Here is an 18,579-nt window from a genome sequence, read left to right as displayed (position 1 = left end):
ACTATTATAAACTTTCTAATTCGGTTGTATTTGTCTTTTCAATATGTTCTACCTTACTTCTCTTATTTCTAGTAGCACGATAAAACAGTAAACAAACAATCATAAATGGAATACCACAATATAATGCCATTCTTTGTTCTGGAATAAAAGCCATAGCTACAATTACTGTTAAATTTAATACTAAAGCAAGAATTGGAACAAATGGATACAGTGGTGTTTTAAATTTTAAGTCCTTAATATCCCCACCTTGCTTCAAATATGTCCTTCTAGCCAATAAATTTGAAAGAGCAATAGATGCCCAAACTAATATTGCTCCGAACCCTGCAATTGAAAGCAGCCATAAATAAACTGTATCTTCCGCATAAATACCTGATAGTAATGAGAGACACCCTACAAACGTACTTACAATCAATGCATAAATAGGAACACCGTTTTTAGATAACTTACCAAAAATCGGGCTAATCATTCCTTGATTAGACATAGACCATAGCATACGGGAAGTTGCATATAATCCTGAATTCGCAACTGATAGTACAGCTGTAATAATAACAAAATTTATAATATCAGCCGCATAAGGAATACCAATTTTATCAAATACAACTACGAATGGACTTTCTATCACGCCTGCTTGCTGCCAAGGAAATAGTCCCGCAAGAATAAAAATAGATAGTACAAAGAAAATAAGTATGCGCCAAACTGTATTATTAATTGCCTTCGGGATAGTTTTCTCTGGATTTTCACTCTCACCAGCTGCAATACCAACTAGTTCTGTTCCTTGGAAGGAAAAATTAACTGCAATCATCGTAATTAAAATGGCTGATAACCCATTTGGGAACAATCCACCATAATCAGTAAAGCTAGAAAACATCGGCGCTGGTTCATTTCCTTTCATATCTAGAAAACCAAACATTGCTGCCCCGCCCAAAATGATAAATGCAATGATTGTAATTACTTTAATACTTGCAAACCAGAATTCAACCTCCGCAAAACTTCTTGAAGATAACGCATTAATAACAAAGAGCAATACGGCAAACACTACGCACCAAATCCATGATGATACATCTGGAAACCAACGTTTCATTAATATACTAACTGCAATTAATTCAATGCCTATCGTAGCCGTCCAGTTTAGCCACGACATCCATCCCACTACATAACCCGCTGCAGGTGAAATATGTTTTGTAGCATATGTTTGATACGATCCTGCATCAGGCATCGCAACCGCTAACTCTCCAAGACAGAGCATCGTTAAATACATAACAAATCCACCGACAAGATACGCTACAATCGCTCCTCCAGGTCCAGCTTCATGAATTGTATAACTGGATCCTAAAAAAAGCCCAGTACCAATAACCCCTCCGAGTGCAATCATAAATATGTGCCGACTTTTCAATTCTCTTTTTAATCCCTGGTTTTGATCCATCATATAAATCCCCCCTTTTCACTTTGCAAACCCATTTAATGTAAGCGTTTTTAAAATTCTTCATAGTAAAAATAATTATTTAAAAGAGCAAAATACATATTACTACTATTAATCACTACCTGTTATTAAAAGGTCATCCCTCACTGTTATTAATAGTTTTTGATCAGCGATAGCTTGTCCTTCTACCACTTCTAATGATTCGATATAACCACTGATTCCCACTTTAATTTCCACCTGCTGCTTATCTATTGTTTCAATTAACGCTAATTTTTCCCACTCATATACGTAAGAACTTTCAGTAACAAATAATTTCTCTACTTTCCCGTAACAAGGACTATACACGCCTTCTATAACCGTCTTCACTTTATAAATTCCTCCCTCTTATTAATTGAAACTGAAACGTTGCATACACTATAAAGATTCATAATCCCCCTACTCTTTAAATTTAGAGATCTTAACTACTATTCATGCAAAATACGTACCAACCTCAATACCTATGTAAAATTAGGATTTCTTAAGAAAAAAATCTGCATAACCGCAAAAATTTTCTATCATTTGAAAATTTTTAAGAGAAAATAGCAAAAAAATTTTGCGATTTTATAAGAATTTTAATAAAATTATAAAAAGTCAGTCTTCATAGGGTATAACGAGGAGAAGATAATACATGCATACAGAAGAAATCAATTTTAAAAAGATTATTGAAATGAATGTGCTATACGAAACTTTACTCAATGAACTAGATATTGGGATCCATATTATTAATGAGGAAAGTAAAACGATTATCTATAACCGTAAAATGATGGAAATTGAATCAATGGATCGCTTAGATGTGCTAGATAAAAATCCTTTAGAAGTATTTGCATTTGAAGAAAATAAAAATAGTACTCTTATAGAGGCTTTAAAACTTGGAAAAACAAACAAAAATATAAAACAAACGTATTTTAACAATAAAGGACAAGAGATTACGACGATTAACGATACTTTTCCTATAATAGAAAATGGAAAAATTAAAGGCGCTATTGAAATTTCAAAAGAGATTAGTCATTTAAAACAAACAATGAAAACGAACCTTTCTCGAAAACAAAATACTAAGTTTACCTTTGATCACATAATTGGTGATTCTAGAGCTATTCAATCGGTCATTAGAGAAGCAAAGAGAGTAATACGTACGCCATCCTCCATACTTATAATCGGGGAAACAGGGACCGGTAAAGAGCTATTTGCGCAAAGCATCCATAATGAAAGCCAGCGTTCAACAAAACCATTTATTTCGCAAAACTGTGCCGCTATACCAGAAACCTTAATGGAAAGTTTACTATTTGGTACAAATCGAGGTGCTTTTACAGGGGCAATAGATAAACCTGGTTTATTTGAAGAGGCAAATGGGGGAACTTTGTTATTAGATGAAATCAACTCATTAAGCCCAGCACTTCAAGCTAAATTGCTGCGGGCTATACAAGAAAAAACAATACGAAGAATCGGAGGCACACAAGAAAAAGAAATTGATGTTCGTATTATAGCAACTATTAATGAAGATCCTCTTGAAGCCATAGCACACAATCGATTAAGACAAGACTTATATTACCGATTAAGCGTTGTTACTTTATGTCTTCCACCTTTACGGGAACGAAAAGAAGATATTGCATATCTTGTTCAACACTTTATTGAAAAATACAATATCCAATTTGATCTTAGCGTAAAAGATGTAGATTTAAACGTAAATAACTTCTTCTATAAATACGATTGGCCTGGTAATGTGAGAGAACTAGAACATATAATTGAAGGCTCCATGAACTTAATAGAAGATGAAGATATCATTACAGCGTTCCATATGCCAACGCACTTTCGCGAACTAGCAAAAAAGGAACTGAATATGCAGACTCTGCTAACTAGTCACAATACTGATACGCCACAAACTTTAAAACGTATAATCGAAGAAATGGAAAAGAAATATATCCATCAAATTCTTAAAGAAAATAAAGGTAATATCTCACAAGCCGCAAAATTTTTAGGATTGAGTAGACAAAACTTACAATATCGAATTAAAAAATTGCACTTGCACATATGAAATGAATCTTTCTCCAAGCGTAAAGGAACTGGTAAAATATGTTATAATAAACGTATAATATGCTAGAAAGGGGCAATGTATATGAGTAATGATAAGAAGTTGAAGTTATTACACTACTTAGGTCTTTTCCCTACCATTCTATGTATAATGCTATTCATTGATATGAGCAGCTTTCCTCATGCAAAGCTCTTAGGCACAATTAGCGGCTCCTTTGCAGCTATTATGCTTGCTGCTTTTTGGAATTTGAAGCTACGTATGAAGAAAGAGAAATCTTCTTAATTTCAGAGTGCAAAAAAATCGAGCCTTATCAGCTCGATTTTTTACTTATTATTAAAATTCAACATTCTCCAAATACAATCCACTCGCCTCAGCAAGACAATTAATTTGATTACGTTGTTTTTCCTCTAAAATGTTTGGAATTGCGTCCGCCTCTAATTGCCCTAATCCAACTTCAATTAATGCTCCAACAATTTTCCGCACCATGTTATGAAGGAATCCGTTACCACTTACTCTAATTTGTACAAATCCTGATTCTTCGGAAACATCAAGTGTATACACTTCTCGAACCATAGATTTTTTCTTAGACTTTGCATTTGAAAAGGCAGTGAAGTCATGTGAACCAACTAAATGTTTCGCAGCTTCTTTCATGCTTTTCACATTTAATTGTTTATTCACGTGCATGCTGTATTTACGCATAAATGGGTTCGTATGCTCTTCATTCCAAATTTTATAAAGATATGTTTTTGCTTTAGAATTGTAACGAGCATGGAAACGATCTGGTACTTCTTCTACACTCGTAATACTAATATCATTTGGTAAATATTGATTTAAATACTTTTTTACTTTATGTTCTACTAACTTCTCATCACTTTGAAAGTTAGCTACTTGATTCAAAGCGTGTACACCAGCATCCGTTCTACTACAGCCGATAATTTCAATTTCTTTTCCGACCATTTCAGATATTATACTTTCGATTTTCCCCTGAATCGTATTGTCATTATTACCAAGACGTTGCCACCCTTTATAACGCGCACCATCATATTGAATCGTCAATTTATAATTGTTCATTATATTCTCCTTACTTCCATTCGCTAAATAAAATATACCCTCACATAGCTCCTGCTTTGTGAGGGACATATCCTTATTGAATGTTACTTTCTAACAAGTTTCACTACATTTTCTACATGCGCAGTATGCGGGAACATATCAACTGGTTGTACATACTCCACTTCATAGCTCTCCATTAATGTTTCCACATCACGTGCTAATGAGGACGGGTTACAAGACACGTAAACAACTTGTTTCGGTTTCACTTTTAAAATCGTTTCAAGTAATTTATCATCACAACCTGTACGCGGTGGGTCGACAACAATGACATCTGGACGCCAGCCTTCTTTTACCCACTTTGGTAACCATTGTTCCGCTTTACCAGCTTCATACTTTGCATTTGTGAATCCGTGGCGTTTTGCATTTTTCTTTGCATCTTCAATCGCTTCTGGAATTACATCCATACCACGTACTTCCGCTGCATCATTCGCAAGCCAAAGTCCAATCGTACCGACACCACAATACGCATCCACAATCTTCTCGTTTCCTGTTAAAGCAGCTGCTTTTTTCGCTTCATCGTATAAAACAACTGTTTGTTCTGGATTTAATTGGAAGAATGCGCGTGCTGATAATTCAAATGATAAATCACCTAGTGTTTCTTGAATTACTTCTTTTCCAGCTAATTTAAATGTTTTATCACCGAAAATAACAGATGTTTTACGCCAGTTTACGTTTTGCATAATTGATTTAACACTTGGCATTTGTTTTTGCACTTCTGCGATAAATTGATCTTTATTTGGTAATTCTTCTTTTGTTGTAATAAGTGTGACTTGCACTTCCCCTGTTTGAACTGCAGTACGTGTCACAATTGTGCGTACTAAACCTTTTTGTTTTTTCTCATTGTAAATAGAAACATTTAATTTTTCTAATATACGTCTTACAACTTTTGTCGCTTCATTCGTTGCTTTATGCTGAATCATGCAATGAGAAATATCAATTAACTGATGTGAGTTTTGCTTATATAACCCTGTAATAACCTTTTCGTCTTTACGCCCCACTTGCAATTGACTTTTATTACGATAATGCCATGGATTTTCCATACCAAGCGTCGGACGAATTTTCTCTTCCAGACTGTTATTCATGTACTTCTCAAATGCTTGTACAACGATATCACGCTTTTGATTTAATTGTTCTTTATAATCTAAATGCTGCAATTGACAGCCACCACACTCCTCATATACTGAACATGGTGCTTTCACACGATGTGGTGAGGATTTACGAACTTTTTTCACTTTCGCTTCAGCGAAGCCACGCTGAATTTTCGTTGCTTCAGCAACAACTTCTTCTCCTGGTAATGCCCCTGGAATGAAAACAACTTGTCTCTTAAAATAACCAACGCCTTCTCCGTTAATCCCAAGACGTTTAATTGTCACAGGAAACGTTTGACCAACTTCCAACTTACTCTCTTGTTGCTTTTGTATCATTATTACACCTCTACTCTATACTTTTCCATAAATATAACGCTGCATAACTGCAATATGGTTCACACTCTTGTTTCACTTTTTCTAAAAATGCATCATCAGGCTTATTATCTAATTGAAATACACCTTGCACTGCGCGCTGAATTCCAATGTCTGCTTTTGGAAACATATTTTTCCGACCAAGCCCAAACATTAAAAAGTTTTGCACTGTCCATGCTCCAATACCCCTTATTGGTAACAATTGTGCCGATACTTCTTCTTCTGTTTCGTTTTGTATCCTTGCTAAATCTAATTTACCGCCTACAATATGTTTTGCTAATCCTACTATATATTCGGCTTTTCGCTGACTAAACTTCTGCTCTCTCAATTCTTCTATTGAAATGTTTGCTACTCTTTCTGGTGTTGGGAAAAAGAAAACGCCGTTCTTCTCTGTCCCATATCGTTTTACAAATTGATCTGTTAGCACAGTAGCAAATTTCAAATTTATTTGTTGATGAATAATACAGCGAAGAAGACAAGCGAAATAATCAAATTCTAAAATAATTGGAGTATAAGCATATGTTTCAAATAGTGGACGTAATGATGTGTTTAAAAAATGATTTTGTATATTTTGAAACGGTTCATTCCAGTGAAAAATGGATCTCATTCGTTTCATTACTTTCTCTTGATCTCCTGCCTGACTAGAGATCCAAAACTGTGGATTTTGAACAGTACCAATCCCTTGCAAACGAACAACAATCTGTTCTTCGTCTATAAAAACCGGGACATAAATTACTTTCTCGTCTAATTGAATAACGTTTAACGGGTCGAAAGATAAACGCTTTAGTACTTCCTCAAAATGGTACGGATATTCTAACGTAACATGTTCGCTCCACATACGTTTCCCCATCCTTTTTACACATCATTATAGCATGAGAAAACCGCAAGCATACATGCTTACGGTTGATTGCTTTTTACTAAATCATCTAGGCTTTTAAAATGATACCCTTTCTCGCGCAAATCATCAATGATTTTCGCAAGTGCTTCTGCATTATCTTTTGATATTGCATGAAGTAACAAAACAGATCCTGGATGAATCATAGTCATTACATTATTATGAGCGTATTGCCATCCTCTTTGCTGATCTACTTTCCAATCAAGAAATGCAAGCGACCAAAACACGTTATAATATCCCATGTCTTTCGTAAGCGCTAGCGTTCTTTCACTAAACACGCCTCGTGGAGGGCGTACATATTTCACTTCTTTTTGCCCAGTAACTTTTTTAATCTCTTCCGTTACGCTCGTTAATTCTTCACGAAGTTTTGCATCATTTACTGTTGTAAAATCTGGATGACTCCAAGAATGATTACCAATAATATGTCCTTCATTTTTCATTCTTAATAATAAATCTTTTTGTGTTTTTATATAATGTCCCGTCACAAAGAAAGTTGCTGGTACTTTTTTCTCCTTCAGTACATCTAAAATCTTTCCTGTATATCCATTTTCGTATCCATTATCAAATGTTAAATAAATATCTTTTTTCTTCGTATCTCCTAAATAAAACCCACCATTTTTTTGTAGTAATTCTGTATATAGTTTCCCTGCATCTGGCACCGTTTCATTTTTAGGACGTGGGATTCCCCAGTTATGTGGTGTATTCGTATAAGCAAATGTTGAAACTGGAACAAGTGCCATCATAATTGAAAAAATGAGACCTATATATAACCATTTATATTTCATAAATAGTCTCCTTTCCATATATAATCGTACCTGTAGTTTCTGTTTCCCTGCTTTCTTTCATGCTGAACATGTTTTTCTATATATACCAAAAAAATGCACCTCGAATAATTCGAGATGCACTTCTCTTTACTTAAATACAGGTTCTTTAAAGCTCGCCAATTTTTCAAGTGATGTTTTATCAACATCAGCATGTAGACTTTTACCATGAGAATCCATCGTTACAACTGCTTTAAAACCATCGATACGTAAATGCCACATTGCCTCTGGGATACCGAATTGTAAGAAATCAACATCTTTCACTTCTTTAATACATTCAGCATAATATTGCGCTGCACCACCAATTGCATTTAAGTACACACCACCGTGTTCTTCTAAAGCTGCTAATGTTTTAGCACCCATACCACCTTTACCAATTACAGCACGAATACCGAACTTTTTCATAATATCGCCTTGATATGGCTCTTCACGAATACTTGTCGTTGGACCTGCCGCTTTAATTTGCCAATTATCATTTTCATCTTTCACTACAACTGGACCACAATGATAAATAATTTGTCCCTTTAAATCTACTGGACAATCGTTATCCATTAAATGTTTATGAATCGCATCACGTCCTGTATACATCATGCCGTTAATTGTAACAACATCACCAACACGAAGTTCACGAATTTGCTCTTCTGTAATTGGAGCTTGTAATACGATTTCACGCTGCTCTGCTTGTTCTTGCGCAGCATCTTGCTGAAGTGTATCTTCACCTTCCTGGTACAACCAATCCATAATTTCACCTGTTTCAGGATGAATTGTTACACCAAGACGACGATATGCCCAACAATTATACGCAACAGATACGTAGAAGCTCGCTGGCAAACGATTATATACTCCAACTTTGCAACCTAATAAAGTTGTTTCTCCGCCAAATCCCATCGTACCAATGCCAAGCTTATTCGCATTCTCTAACACGTACTCTTCAAGTTTGTGTAATTCTGGAACTGGATTTACATCATCTAATGTACGGAATAATTGATTTTTTGCTAATTCGTAACCTGATGTGCGGTCTCCCCCGATACCGACGCCGATTACTCCTGCGCTACACCCTTGACCTTGCGCTTGATATACTGCATGAAGAAGGCATTTACGAATTCCTTCTAAATCACGCCCAGCTCGTCCAAGTCCTTCTATTTCACAAGGCAGGCTATATTGAATATTTTTATTCTCACAACCGCCGCCCTTTAAAATTAAACGTGCATCAATGTAATCTTTTTCCCATTGTTCAAACTTAATAACAGGTGTACCTGGTCCTAAATTGTTTCCGCTATTGTCTCCAAAAAGAGAATCAACAGAGTTTGGACGAAGTTTACCATCTTTTGTCGCCCGCTCAAGCGCACTATAGATAGCTTCCTTCAGTTTTAATTGATTCACACCAACTGGTGTATAAATTTTAAACGTTGGCATCCCTGTATCTTGGCAAATTGGCGAGATATTATCATCTGCCATTTTAATGTTATTCGTAATTGTGCCAAGTGCCATCGCCGAACGAGTTCCTGCATTTTCTCGTTCTTTCGCTTGTTGAATTGCGCGACGAACATCTTTCGGTAAGTTCGTTGACGTTTCAACAATTAGTTGATACATGCTTTCTTGAAGCTTTTCCATTGTTACTTCCCCCTCAATTGTGAACGCTACCAAAACGTTATGAAATGAAAATTCCATTGTTATACTCTTCAGCTGTTTATTTATTTCACGCCATTAAAGGTTAAATGAAATTTTTCACAACTTGATTATACCTTTTTTTCTATATTCCTTCTATTATCCGTACAGAAAAAGGCTGCCAATTTTGTAGTGGCAGCCTTTTTAATATATTATTCGTCTTTTTTAAATTGCTCACATTTCAGTTCTAATTCATCTAACATTGCAAGAAGACGATCTACATCCTCTAATTCTACCTCTTCTGGTTCAATCGTATCAATTACTTCAATGAACATATTTAAACGTTCTTTCAAATATACTAGTTGTGAATCTTTACCTTGAATTGCTTTTCCCATGAAGGCACTCTCCTTTTAATTCGAGTTGCTTTTATTATACCGCAAAAATGATTGCTATGGGCATGTAATTTCATCAATTTCGTCACAGTAATTCATTATAATGTAAGCCCTCTCTCTTTTTTTACAAAAAAGTTTCACTTTATAAAAAGCACATATTCTTCTATTATAGAGAATGGACAAATTGTTATTTCAATAGTCAAAGGAGTATTTCATATGACGATATCACAAATAATGAAGCCGATTACTCCTTCTTACGATCCATGGGAAGCGTATATGGACCTTGAAGAGTACGGCAAACTACTATTAACAAACGTTGAGTTTACAACGACGACGTTATGCAATATGCGTTGCGAGCATTGCGCTGTTGGTTACACATTACAGCCGAAAGATCCAAACCCGCTTCCGATGGAGCTTTTATTAAAACGATTAGATGAGATTCCTCATTTACGTTCTTTAAGTATTACAGGCGGAGAACCTATGCTTTCAAAAAAATCCGTCGACAACTATGTAACACCGCTCTTAAAATACGCCCATGAACGAGGCGTTCGCACTCAAATTAACTCAAACTTAACTATAGATTTAGCACGTTACGAACAAATTATTCCCTACTTAGATGTATTGCACATTTCACATAACTGGGGAACAATCGATGACTTCGTTGAAGGCGGATTTGCAATGATGGAGCGTAAGCCTACTTATGAACAGCGCGCTAAATTATTTGAAAGAATGATTACAAATAGTAAAGCCCTATCAGAGGCAGGTGTACTCGTATCAGCCGAAACTATGTTAAACAAACGAACTCTACCACATATTGAACATATTCACCGTCAAATCGTTGAAGAAATGGGCTGTAAACGTCATGAAGTTCACCCGATGTATCCGAGTGACTTCGCTAGCACACTTGAAATTTTAACAAAAGAAGAAATTCGAAATGCAGTTGAACATTTATTAGAGATCCGTGATGAAAATGTGTGGATGTTATTCGGAACATTACCTTTCTATGCATGTAGTGATAATGAACACGATTTAGCTACACTAAAGAAATTACATGAAAGTAAAAATGTAACTGTCCGCAATGATCCAGATGGTCGTTCTCGTTTGAACGTAAATATTTTTGATGGAAATATTATCGTGACCGACTTCGGTGATGTCCCGCTTCTAGGTAATGTACAAACAAATACACTACAAGAAGCTTACGACAAATGGTGTGACTCAAAAACAGCAAAATCATTAAGTTGCCATTGTCCTGCCGTGAAATGCCTTGGACCAAATGTTCTTGTAAAAAATAGCTACTATCCAAAAGAAGATTTCTTATCAAAAACATCAAACATTATGTTATAAAGTGAAACTTTAATCAGTGGGGGTTTTGTTCATCCCCCACTGATTATTAGCCCACACCAATCGGGAGTTTACGGGCATCAGGGCCTCCCACCTAACTTCTTTGCTCCAGCCGAATTTTGAGGTGGGAGTTTTACTGCCCGCAAATAGCGGGATAAATAAAAAACGTCAGCTTATAGGCTGACGTTTTTTATTTCATTGTGCATGCGATGAAGAAACAAATTTAAAAAATAAATGATCATGAATTGGAATAGCGGCTCCGATTCCTTGTGATGTAATATTTTTCACGACAAGCTTTTTTTGATTCCCTTTTAACACAAGGTAGACTTCTCCAAATGTTACTTTTCCTTTTTCATTTACTGCTGGTGTATACGCATATAAATATCCAAGTTGACTTGGGCTAATATTATAAACACGCTCATGTCCGGTACCATAACCAATGGTTGTTTTAAATGAAAGTGGCAATTGTACTTTTTCAAGCGCTTTTAGAAGCATCATTTTTTTCACATCTGTAGTATCTTTCATATCTGCTGTTAAATCACCTTCGATTGTCTTTTGGGTTTCTTGCTTATAGCGAAGTGGGTATAAGCGATCCCCTCCGCGATTATCATATACATTTCGATTTACTTGCTTATATTCCCAATTAATCGATGTGTCTATTGACTCATAATTTAATGCCCATTGCCCTAAATAAATTTTCGCTCGGTACCCTACTGCAAGCGGTGCATTCGAAATTGTCGTTTCATTAAACATTCGAATTAAATCTGGGTTTTCAATTTTGATATTTGCTGTTTTCAATAGTTCTTGCGCAAACTTACTTGGCTGTAAACGCGGTAAATCTTGTGCATCATTTGGAAATGTATTATCCTTTGAAATATTTAAAACAGATGAAGGCATTTTTACTTCTACCGTTGTCTTTGCAAAACTACTGTTAGGAAATAATAAAATAAACGAGACCATGGTTGAAAGACATATGCTGTATACTCGTTTCACCTGTCTGGCTCCTTCCTATGTAAAGGTATATAAATTACTGTATTTAGTGTTTTCCCTCTGAAGCATTGTTATCCCTATTTTTCATAATAAATAAAAACCAATTCCCATAATGACATACGCAGCTAATAAAGTGCCTCCTTCAAACCAGTTTGTATCCCCATCATTTGAAATAGCAATAGTTAAGAAAACAGCTGTAATCATGGAAACAAGCTCTGGTATTGTAAATACTAACGGCATCTTTTGTGCAAAGAACATCGAAAGAAGTACTAAAACAGGAGCAACAAACATGGCGATTTGTAATGTAGAACCTACTGCAATTTCTACTGCGATATTTACTTTATTTTTATATGCCATAATAATCGCAGATGCATGTTCTGCTGCATTACCAACAATTGCAACGATAATAACCCCTATAAATAACTCTGACCAGCCAAACGACTTTGCGACCGTTTCAAAAGTATGTACGAGTGCCTCTGACACATAAGCAACTGCAAGTGTTGCTATCGCTAAAACGAGTAGCGCTTTACCTTTCGACCACTCAGGCTCCTCCTCATGTACTTCTTCATCGCTCTTATGTTGATATACACCGCGGTGCGTAACTAACTTAAATAGCAATGCAGCAAGGTACATAATGATCATGATAATAGAAACACCAATACTTAATTGATACGTCTTTCCAGCATCCATCTTCATTGAAAAAATCTCTGGAATAACAAAGGCTACGACAACAGCAAATATTAATAAAGCTGAATTATGTCTTGCATCATAAACATTGAAACTTTGTCTTTTATACTTAAGGCCACCTATAAAGAAGGATAACCCTCCTACCAGTAATAAGTTTCCAAGTACAGAACCAGTTAAGGAAGCTAAAACAACTTCTGTTAATCCTGCCTGGAGTGCAAAAATTGAAATGATAAGTTCCACGGCATTACCGAAAGTTGCATTTAATAAACCACCTATCCGAGGCCCAGAAACAATTGCTAAACTTTCTGTCGCCCTCCCCATAAAACCAGCTAATGCAATAATAGTAATGCAGTATACAGCAAACATAATAGTTTGTGGCCAATGAAGTGTTTTTCCGATTACAGAAAGTGGTACACCTATAAGCGCTACTATGAGAAATATTTTATTAAACATGCTTTTCATCCTTCCATCGTATGTATTTCTCCTCGATATTATTATTATTCATCTCCTAACTTGTCCGATTTCATCACAATTACGTTTAAAAAATCGGATTGAAGAAAACAGTATGAAAGATATTTAAATTATCTTGTCCAGACAGAAAAAATTATGAATTATGAAAAGAGGCTAAAAATATGCACTTAAAAGAAAAAATCGCAACTATTATTCAAGGTCAACGCACTGGTGTATTATCTACTGTACGTCACGATAAGCCACATAGCGCCTTTATGATGTTTTTCCACGAAGATTTTGTACTATATGTTGCAACAGATCGAAATTCAAAAAAGATAACAGATATTGAAAAAAACCCCAATGTACATGTACTACTTGGACGTGAAGGAAAGAAATTAGATGAGGATTACATTGAAGTTGAAGGCATAGCTTCCATCGAAGAAGATCAAACATTAAAAAACAAATTTTGGACTAATAGCTTAAAACGCTGGTTACTCGGTGCGGAAGACCCTAATTACGTACTAATAAAAATCAATCCCGATACAATTTATTACATCGATAGTGCTGGTACGACCGAGCCCGAGTTTTTACGACTATAAAATAAAAACAAGCCCCCCTTAGGTGGGCTTGTTTTGTCGAAAGGTTCTTCTGAAAAAAACAATAAAATAGGTGGAACTTTCTAAAGATTCTGTTATATAATAGCAGTAACTTAAATAAACTGTATTAAAACAGATTGAGGGGAGAAATTAAAATTGATGAAAAGAGAAGAACGAAAAAACATGATTGAGTTTATTGAAAAGAAAAAAGGGATTGAACGTGACGAATTATTATTTATGACGGATGATGAAGTAGAGCATATTTATAATGTAACGTACTTTTTATATGAAGAAATAGCAGAGTAGTATAATAAACCCCCACCTTATTAAAAATATAGGGCGGGGGTTTATTTCGTTTTTATACATGAGAATGATTTTCATGTATAATAATGTAAGATTGGAGGAGTTTCACTATGAGTTCATGGCTATTATTCGCACTATTATCAGCAATTGCTGCTGCCCTCGTATCTATTTTCGGAAAGATTGGCTTAGATGGAATCGATGCCAACGTCGCAACAACGGTTCGCTCTATTATTATGGCATTATTTATGGTAGGAGTTATTATTATACAAGGTAAATTTCAAAATATCGGTGATGTCCTCCTAAATAAAAAAGCACTGCTATTTATCACATTAAGTGGAATCGCTGGTGCTTCGTCATGGCTATTTTATTTTCTTGCGTTAAAAACAGGAAAAGTTTCACAAGTAGCACCTATCGATAAATTAAGTGTAGTATTTTCCATTATTCTCGCGATGATTATATTAGGTGAAAAGTTAAACTTTATGACCGGTATTGGTGTAGTCTTTATTACAGCTGGTGTATTATTTATCGCTTTCAGCTAAAAAAACCGCTATTATTAGCGGTTTTTTCTTTTCCTTATGTAAATCCACACAATCAATATTACAATTGCCGAAACTAATAAAATCCATATTCCATAATGATGTAAACTATATTCAACAAAGCGCCACTTCTCTCCCAGTTTCCAACCTAAGCCAATAAAAACACTTATCCAAATTAGTGCACCACCGTAAGCATACAAACAAAATCGCCACAATGTTAAATTTGAAACTCCAGCAAAATATGCTGTTAAATGACGTACTCCCGGTATAAAGTAGCCAATCATTAAAAGAAATGGACCGTATTTTTCAAATAAAATATGTGTTTTTTCAATATGATGTTCCTTAATTCTAACTTTCGGACCATATTTTTTTAAAACAGGGAGCCCAAGTTTTAAACCTAATATGTAACTTAATGTAATGCCCAGCATTGCACCTGCCATTCCACTTAAAAAAGCAGCTGTTCCTGACATAACTCCTTTTGAAATGTTATATCCAATAAAAGTCAATAAAAACTCATCCGGTATAGGTAATCCAACAATCCCGCCAGCTAAAGCTATAATAATTCCAAAATATCCATAATGTGCGATTAACTCGCCAATATGTTGTTCCATTCGGAAGACACATCCTATACACGATCGTTATCCCATATTGTGCCCATTCTATCTTTAAGACAAACATGGTATACATATTCACTATACATTGTTTTTATAATGAACTCTACTTCTATTCCATTCCTTAAATAGAGATTTAATCAGTGGTTTTTTATCCATTCCCACTGATTATTAGCCTGAACCAATCGGGATTTTACGGGCAGCAGGGCTCCCACTTAAATTCCTTGCATTCGCTCAATTTTGGAGTAGGAGTCTTACTGCCTATAAATAGCGAGATAAAAAAATAAAAATTCATAGGCTTATTTTTTTGTTACAATAAAGGGAAGTTACTTTTTGCAACGGTTTAACTCTCAAGAAAAATGATATATCTAGCAAAAACATAGTTTGGTCTATATAATGCAACTTCTACCTATTAGAGTAACATGCACCCTTTTACATACAACATCATTTTTCTAAATTATACAGGGGGAACGAACATGACCATTGAAAAACAATTTATCCAAAAGATTTACTATAAAACATTTTTAACAGAAGACTCTTCCATTCCGGTAGCGGAAGTACTCGGTGAAGCATATATAAATGAATCAAAAAATGAATTCTCCAATATATCTAATATTCGCTTTGCACAAGGTGAAGTTTATTTTCAAACTAACGACTTTGAAGCCGCTATATTCAAATGGGAGAAAGTAAATAATGAACTTGCTCTCTGGGCTATGAAGAATATTGCAGATGCTTATTTCGAATTAGATTTCTTGCCAAAAGCAGAAGAAATTTATACATCTATCCAAACAGAAGATACAACTCTTACAATGGAAGTTTCCCTACAACTTCTTTCCCTTTATATAGAGCAAAATCGTTTAGGACTAGCATTTAAGACGATTAGCGAGGCTGTTGCATTTCAACCAGACTATCCAAATATTACTGCAATCGCTCGATCGTTCTATGAAAAACAAGAAGATTGGAATAATGCTATTGAACTCGCTGTTCAAGAAGGAATTCGAACAAAATCATTACACTGGTTCGATACTTTAATCAATTATGTGAACAGAGGCTTTACTAAAAAAATTAAACCTGAGTATTTCTATGAATCTTTAAAAGCCTTATATACAATTGATCAAGTTCAATTTAAAGAGCTTGTTATCTCACTTTGGAACAGCTATGAAAATGAATTATTCCATCTCCCTTGGATTCAAACAATAAATCACCTATTCTTACATGTTGAAGTAGATGCTCATGACGATTGGAATGAAATTTCTACTCGCTATCAAGAGACGTACTTCGAATTGATTACTGGACAACATTTCATGCACGAATTACAAGGACTTGTACCAGATTTATTAACAAATTGGTTTAGTTTAATGAGAGCGGAAGATTCTTTACTTGTCTCCGCAGCAGTATTAGCATGGAATGAAGTTTCACCGACAACTCTAGAATCATTACTCGTAAAAAGCGCAGGTGCCTTACTTTCAAGTGCATCAGCTCATGCAAATGTTGATATGGCAGACGTATCAGCATTATTTGAAACGATTGCTGTATGGGCTGAAAAGAATGATGTAGATTTAGGTCATCAATTCACACTACTTGTTCGTGAGTTATACGATTTAACTGTTACACAACTTCTAGTAGCAGGCGCTAGCGATTATGATAAATCAGCCTTTATTAACTCTATACTAGGAGAAAATATATTAAATGAGGCTATAACAACTTCAATTACATTTAAAGATGATAGTCAAACTGAAATAACTGAGCTTACAGAACTAGATATACGAAATATACCAAACTTTGACGAACTTCATAACATACTAGCGGTACCTTCTCAGTCAAAACTAGAAAGAAAATGTATTGAAGTTAAATTACCAAGTAGGTTTTTACGAAAAAATAAGTTTTCATTCCTTGTCACACCTACTGTGCATGGACAACTTGACAAAAACAGCTCTCACTTTGAATACTTACAGGCAGCAGATAGTCTCATCTATGTCCTAAATTCAGCTTCACCATTACATGATGAAGAACTCGATACATTATTATATATTCGTGAGCAAGTACCAAATTTACAAATTAAATTCGTCTTACAAACAATTGATACGAATACTAGTGAAAATATCACGAACAGCATTAAAAAGAAAATACTCGTACATTTCCCAGAAGCACACTTTTTCCCTTACTCTCCTTCACAAGAGAGTAGTGAACAGCTAGGTAACGTAACAGACTCTATTCTTTCTAACCTTACTAAGCGTAACGTGGAAAAAGAACGCATTGAAAAATTATTATGGTTTATCCAAAAAACAATTGCATACCTTGTAAATGAACGTGTGGAATTAGAAAATACGTTAGTGAAATCCGTTCGCTGGAATAAACATATTTTAGTAAAACTTGATGGTTTTATTAATAATCTTACTGCCATTCAAAAAGATAAAATTCGTTCTATTACAGAATCTTATCTCTTAACGAAAGAAGAGATTACGCAGGATATACATTCTCAAATTCCTGAATTGTTGCAGAGTTGCTCTGACCTCGTTCAAGAAGATAGTGATTTCAAACTGGTCCATGAAGAACTAAATGTAGCAATGAATGAAAGAATTCAAAAACATGTACAGCAAGTGCTTCTTCCTAAATTTACTGGGTCTATTCAAGAATGGATTGAAACTGCTCATAATGAATTCATTCAAGCTCAGGCTTATTTAGATGAAATGAGCGATACCTTTAATAAGCTCTATGAGGAAGAGCGTATTAAACTTCCTTGTGATTTCAAATTACTAGATGACTGGGATAGAGATGTTGCAAGAATGACGAATAGAATTACAGTAGCTAACATCAATATTTTATTACGCTTTACACCGACACAATTTTTCTTAAAGAGTGCAGGGAAATTATTCGGTAATATGCAAAAAAATCAATCTATGCTATCAAATAAATATAAACAATATATTGAAACAGAAGATTATACAGAAGTTGCTCAGATGATTTCAAAACAATTCTTCCTTCAATTTGAAGTATTTGAAGGTGCGCTAGAACGGGATATCATGATGTTCTTTAAAGACCCTCTTAGCATATTGAAACAAACCGTAGAAGCGGCCCAACTTGAAATACAAGAAGATGAGCAAACATTAACAAAGCTAAGAACAAACCCAGAAACTTATCATGATCCTTTAACACTCTTTAAATTGCAATTGTTACAACGAAAATTCATGTTAAATATCGACCAAAATAATGAACATATTGCTTCACAAGAAACAATAAATAAAACACCGACTGTTTAAATAAGAAAAACCAAGCAACTAATTCGCTTGG

18 protein-coding genes are annotated in these 18,579 nt (G+C 34.9%); 7 read left to right on the top strand and 11 right to left on the bottom strand.

The features are described from left to right. Positions 1–4: 4 nt before the first annotated feature. Positions 5–1,426: an amino acid permease gene (locus AC0IXC_RS25735; RefSeq protein ID WP_033708760.1), complete on the bottom strand. Its 1,422-nt coding sequence runs from the start codon at positions 1,424–1,426 to the stop codon at positions 5–7. Between the two features lie 105 nt (positions 1,427–1,531). Then, a complete protein-coding gene (locus AC0IXC_RS25730) occupies positions 1,532–1,786 on the bottom strand; it encodes a biotin/lipoyl attachment domain-containing protein (RefSeq protein ID WP_002010281.1) in 255 nt (84 codons plus the stop codon). A gap of 301 nt (positions 1,787–2,087) precedes the next feature. Between AC0IXC_RS25730 and AC0IXC_RS25725 the strand changes: the two genes are divergently transcribed. Beyond that, positions 2,088–3,491: a sigma-54 interaction domain-containing protein gene (locus AC0IXC_RS25725; RefSeq protein ID WP_002029598.1), complete on the top strand. Its 1,404-nt coding sequence runs from the start codon at positions 2,088–2,090 to the stop codon at positions 3,489–3,491. An 81-nt stretch (positions 3,492–3,572) separates the two neighbouring features. Then, positions 3,573–3,770, top strand: a complete 198-nt coding sequence (locus tag AC0IXC_RS25720; RefSeq protein WP_002140273.1) for a hypothetical protein — start codon at positions 3,573–3,575, stop codon at positions 3,768–3,770. A gap of 51 nt (positions 3,771–3,821) precedes the next feature. On the opposite strand, the gene truA is transcribed toward AC0IXC_RS25720, so the two are convergent. The 6 genes from truA to AC0IXC_RS25690 all read right to left on the bottom strand — a co-directional run bounded on the left by truA (position 3,822) and on the right by AC0IXC_RS25690 (position 9,777). After that, a complete protein-coding gene (gene truA / locus AC0IXC_RS25715; RefSeq protein WP_002125027.1) occupies positions 3,822–4,559 on the bottom strand; it encodes a tRNA pseudouridine(38-40) synthase TruA in 738 nt (245 codons plus the stop codon). Positions 4,560–4,642: 83 nt separating this feature from the next. Continuing rightward, positions 4,643–6,022, bottom strand: coding sequence for a 23S rRNA (uracil(1939)-C(5))-methyltransferase RlmD (gene rlmD / locus AC0IXC_RS25710; RefSeq protein WP_002029595.1), 1,380 nt, complete (start codon positions 6,020–6,022; stop codon positions 4,643–4,645). Positions 6,023–6,032: 10 nt separating this feature from the next. Further along, positions 6,033–6,896 (bottom strand): DNA-3-methyladenine glycosylase family protein, encoded by an 864-nt coding sequence (locus tag AC0IXC_RS25705; RefSeq protein WP_002140272.1) that lies wholly within the window; start codon positions 6,894–6,896, stop codon positions 6,033–6,035. A 59-nt stretch (positions 6,897–6,955) separates the two neighbouring features. Further along, positions 6,956–7,738 carry a delta-lactam-biosynthetic de-N-acetylase gene (gene pdaA, locus AC0IXC_RS25700; RefSeq protein WP_002029593.1) on the bottom strand — a complete coding sequence of 261 codons (783 nt, stop codon included), beginning with the start codon at positions 7,736–7,738 and terminating at the stop codon, positions 6,956–6,958. Positions 7,739–7,864: 126 nt separating this feature from the next. Next, the gene (gene fumA / locus AC0IXC_RS25695) at positions 7,865–9,388 is read right to left on the bottom strand and encodes a class I fumarate hydratase (RefSeq protein WP_085963289.1); all 1,524 of its coding nucleotides are present in this window, start codon (positions 9,386–9,388) and stop codon (positions 7,865–7,867) included. A gap of 206 nt (positions 9,389–9,594) precedes the next feature. Continuing rightward, positions 9,595–9,777 carry an SE1561 family protein gene (locus AC0IXC_RS25690; RefSeq protein WP_002010264.1) on the bottom strand — a complete coding sequence of 61 codons (183 nt, stop codon included), beginning with the start codon at positions 9,775–9,777 and terminating at the stop codon, positions 9,595–9,597. A 213-nt stretch (positions 9,778–9,990) separates the two neighbouring features. On the opposite strand from AC0IXC_RS25690, the gene yfkAB reads away from it, so the two are divergent. Beyond that, the gene (gene yfkAB / locus AC0IXC_RS25685; RefSeq protein ID WP_002125019.1) at positions 9,991–11,118 is read left to right on the top strand and encodes a radical SAM/CxCxxxxC motif protein YfkAB; all 1,128 of its coding nucleotides are present in this window, start codon (positions 9,991–9,993) and stop codon (positions 11,116–11,118) included. 192 nt (positions 11,119–11,310) lie between these two features. Here the strand turns inward: yfkAB and AC0IXC_RS25680 are convergent, their stop codons facing one another. Together AC0IXC_RS25680 and cax are read right to left on the bottom strand one after the other, a co-directional pair. Beyond that, positions 11,311–12,108 (bottom strand): YfkD famly protein, encoded by a 798-nt coding sequence (locus tag AC0IXC_RS25680; protein ID WP_002125017.1) that lies wholly within the window; start codon positions 12,106–12,108, stop codon positions 11,311–11,313. Positions 12,109–12,189: 81 nt separating this feature from the next. Then, positions 12,190–13,245 carry a calcium/proton exchanger gene (cax, locus tag AC0IXC_RS25675; protein WP_012260267.1) on the bottom strand — a complete coding sequence of 352 codons (1,056 nt, stop codon included), beginning with the start codon at positions 13,243–13,245 and terminating at the stop codon, positions 12,190–12,192. A gap of 179 nt (positions 13,246–13,424) precedes the next feature. Here cax and AC0IXC_RS25670 point away from each other — a divergent pair, with 179 nt between their 5' ends. The 3 genes from AC0IXC_RS25670 to AC0IXC_RS25660 all read left to right on the top strand — a co-directional run bounded on the left by AC0IXC_RS25670 (position 13,425) and on the right by AC0IXC_RS25660 (position 14,680). Continuing rightward, positions 13,425–13,841 (top strand): pyridoxamine 5'-phosphate oxidase family protein, encoded by a 417-nt coding sequence (locus AC0IXC_RS25670; protein WP_002029572.1) that lies wholly within the window; start codon positions 13,425–13,427, stop codon positions 13,839–13,841. A gap of 156 nt (positions 13,842–13,997) precedes the next feature. Continuing rightward, a complete protein-coding gene (locus AC0IXC_RS25665) occupies positions 13,998–14,144 on the top strand; it encodes a BH0509 family protein (protein ID WP_000817786.1) in 147 nt (48 codons plus the stop codon). Positions 14,145–14,251: 107 nt separating this feature from the next. Then, positions 14,252–14,680, top strand: a complete 429-nt coding sequence (locus tag AC0IXC_RS25660) for an EamA family transporter (protein WP_002029573.1) — start codon at positions 14,252–14,254, stop codon at positions 14,678–14,680. A 14-nt stretch (positions 14,681–14,694) separates the two neighbouring features. Here AC0IXC_RS25660 and AC0IXC_RS25655 read toward each other — a convergent pair whose 3' ends face one another. Next, on the bottom strand, positions 14,695–15,288 hold the full coding sequence (locus AC0IXC_RS25655) for a DedA family protein (RefSeq protein ID WP_002029574.1): 594 nt from the start codon (positions 15,286–15,288) through the stop codon (positions 14,695–14,697). Positions 15,289–15,764: 476 nt separating this feature from the next. On the opposite strand from AC0IXC_RS25655, the gene AC0IXC_RS25650 reads away from it, so the two are divergent. After that, entirely contained in the window at positions 15,765–18,548 is a 2,784-nt protein-coding gene (locus AC0IXC_RS25650; protein ID WP_471653544.1) for a tetratricopeptide repeat protein, read from the top strand. The last annotated feature ends 31 nt before the right edge of the window (positions 18,549–18,579 follow it).

The sequence above is a fragment of the Bacillus sp. AC266 genome, from assembly GCF_979253805.1.
This window is presented reverse-complemented; position numbering and strand designations above follow the sequence as displayed.

What these genes read in the sequence shown, in the direction of transcription:
- AC0IXC_RS25735 (WP_033708760.1), bottom strand. Translation starts at nt 1,426, where the DNA reads ATGATGGATCAAAACCAGGGATTAAAAAGAGAATTGAAAAGTCGGCAC.
- AC0IXC_RS25725 (WP_002029598.1), top strand. Translation starts at nt 2,088, where the DNA reads ATGCATACAGAAGAAATCAATTTTAAAAAGATTATTGAAATGAATGTG.
- AC0IXC_RS25720 (WP_002140273.1), top strand. Translation starts at nt 3,573, where the DNA reads ATGAGTAATGATAAGAAGTTGAAGTTATTACACTACTTAGGTCTTTTC.
- truA (WP_002125027.1), bottom strand. Translation starts at nt 4,559, where the DNA reads ATGAACAATTATAAATTGACGATTCAATATGATGGTGCGCGTTATAAA.
- rlmD (WP_002029595.1), bottom strand. Translation starts at nt 6,022, where the DNA reads ATGATACAAAAGCAACAAGAGAGTAAGTTGGAAGTTGGTCAAACGTTT.
- AC0IXC_RS25705 (WP_002140272.1), bottom strand. Translation starts at nt 6,896, where the DNA reads ATGTGGAGCGAACATGTTACGTTAGAATATCCGTACCATTTTGAGGAA.
- pdaA (WP_002029593.1), bottom strand. Translation starts at nt 7,738, where the DNA reads ATGAAATATAAATGGTTATATATAGGTCTCATTTTTTCAATTATGATG.
- fumA (WP_085963289.1), bottom strand. Translation starts at nt 9,388, where the DNA reads ATGGAAAAGCTTCAAGAAAGCATGTATCAACTAATTGTTGAAACGTCA.
- AC0IXC_RS25690 (WP_002010264.1), bottom strand. Translation starts at nt 9,777, where the DNA reads ATGGGAAAAGCAATTCAAGGTAAAGATTCACAACTAGTATATTTGAAA.
- yfkAB (WP_002125019.1), top strand. Translation starts at nt 9,991, where the DNA reads ATGACGATATCACAAATAATGAAGCCGATTACTCCTTCTTACGATCCA.
- cax (WP_012260267.1), bottom strand. Translation starts at nt 13,245, where the DNA reads ATGTTTAATAAAATATTTCTCATAGTAGCGCTTATAGGTGTACCACTT.
- AC0IXC_RS25670 (WP_002029572.1), top strand. Translation starts at nt 13,425, where the DNA reads ATGCACTTAAAAGAAAAAATCGCAACTATTATTCAAGGTCAACGCACT.
- AC0IXC_RS25665 (WP_000817786.1), top strand. Translation starts at nt 13,998, where the DNA reads ATGAAAAGAGAAGAACGAAAAAACATGATTGAGTTTATTGAAAAGAAA.
- AC0IXC_RS25660 (WP_002029573.1), top strand. Translation starts at nt 14,252, where the DNA reads ATGAGTTCATGGCTATTATTCGCACTATTATCAGCAATTGCTGCTGCC.
- AC0IXC_RS25655 (WP_002029574.1), bottom strand. Translation starts at nt 15,288, where the DNA reads ATGGAACAACATATTGGCGAGTTAATCGCACATTATGGATATTTTGGA.
- AC0IXC_RS25650 (WP_471653544.1), top strand. Translation starts at nt 15,765, where the DNA reads ATGACCATTGAAAAACAATTTATCCAAAAGATTTACTATAAAACATTT.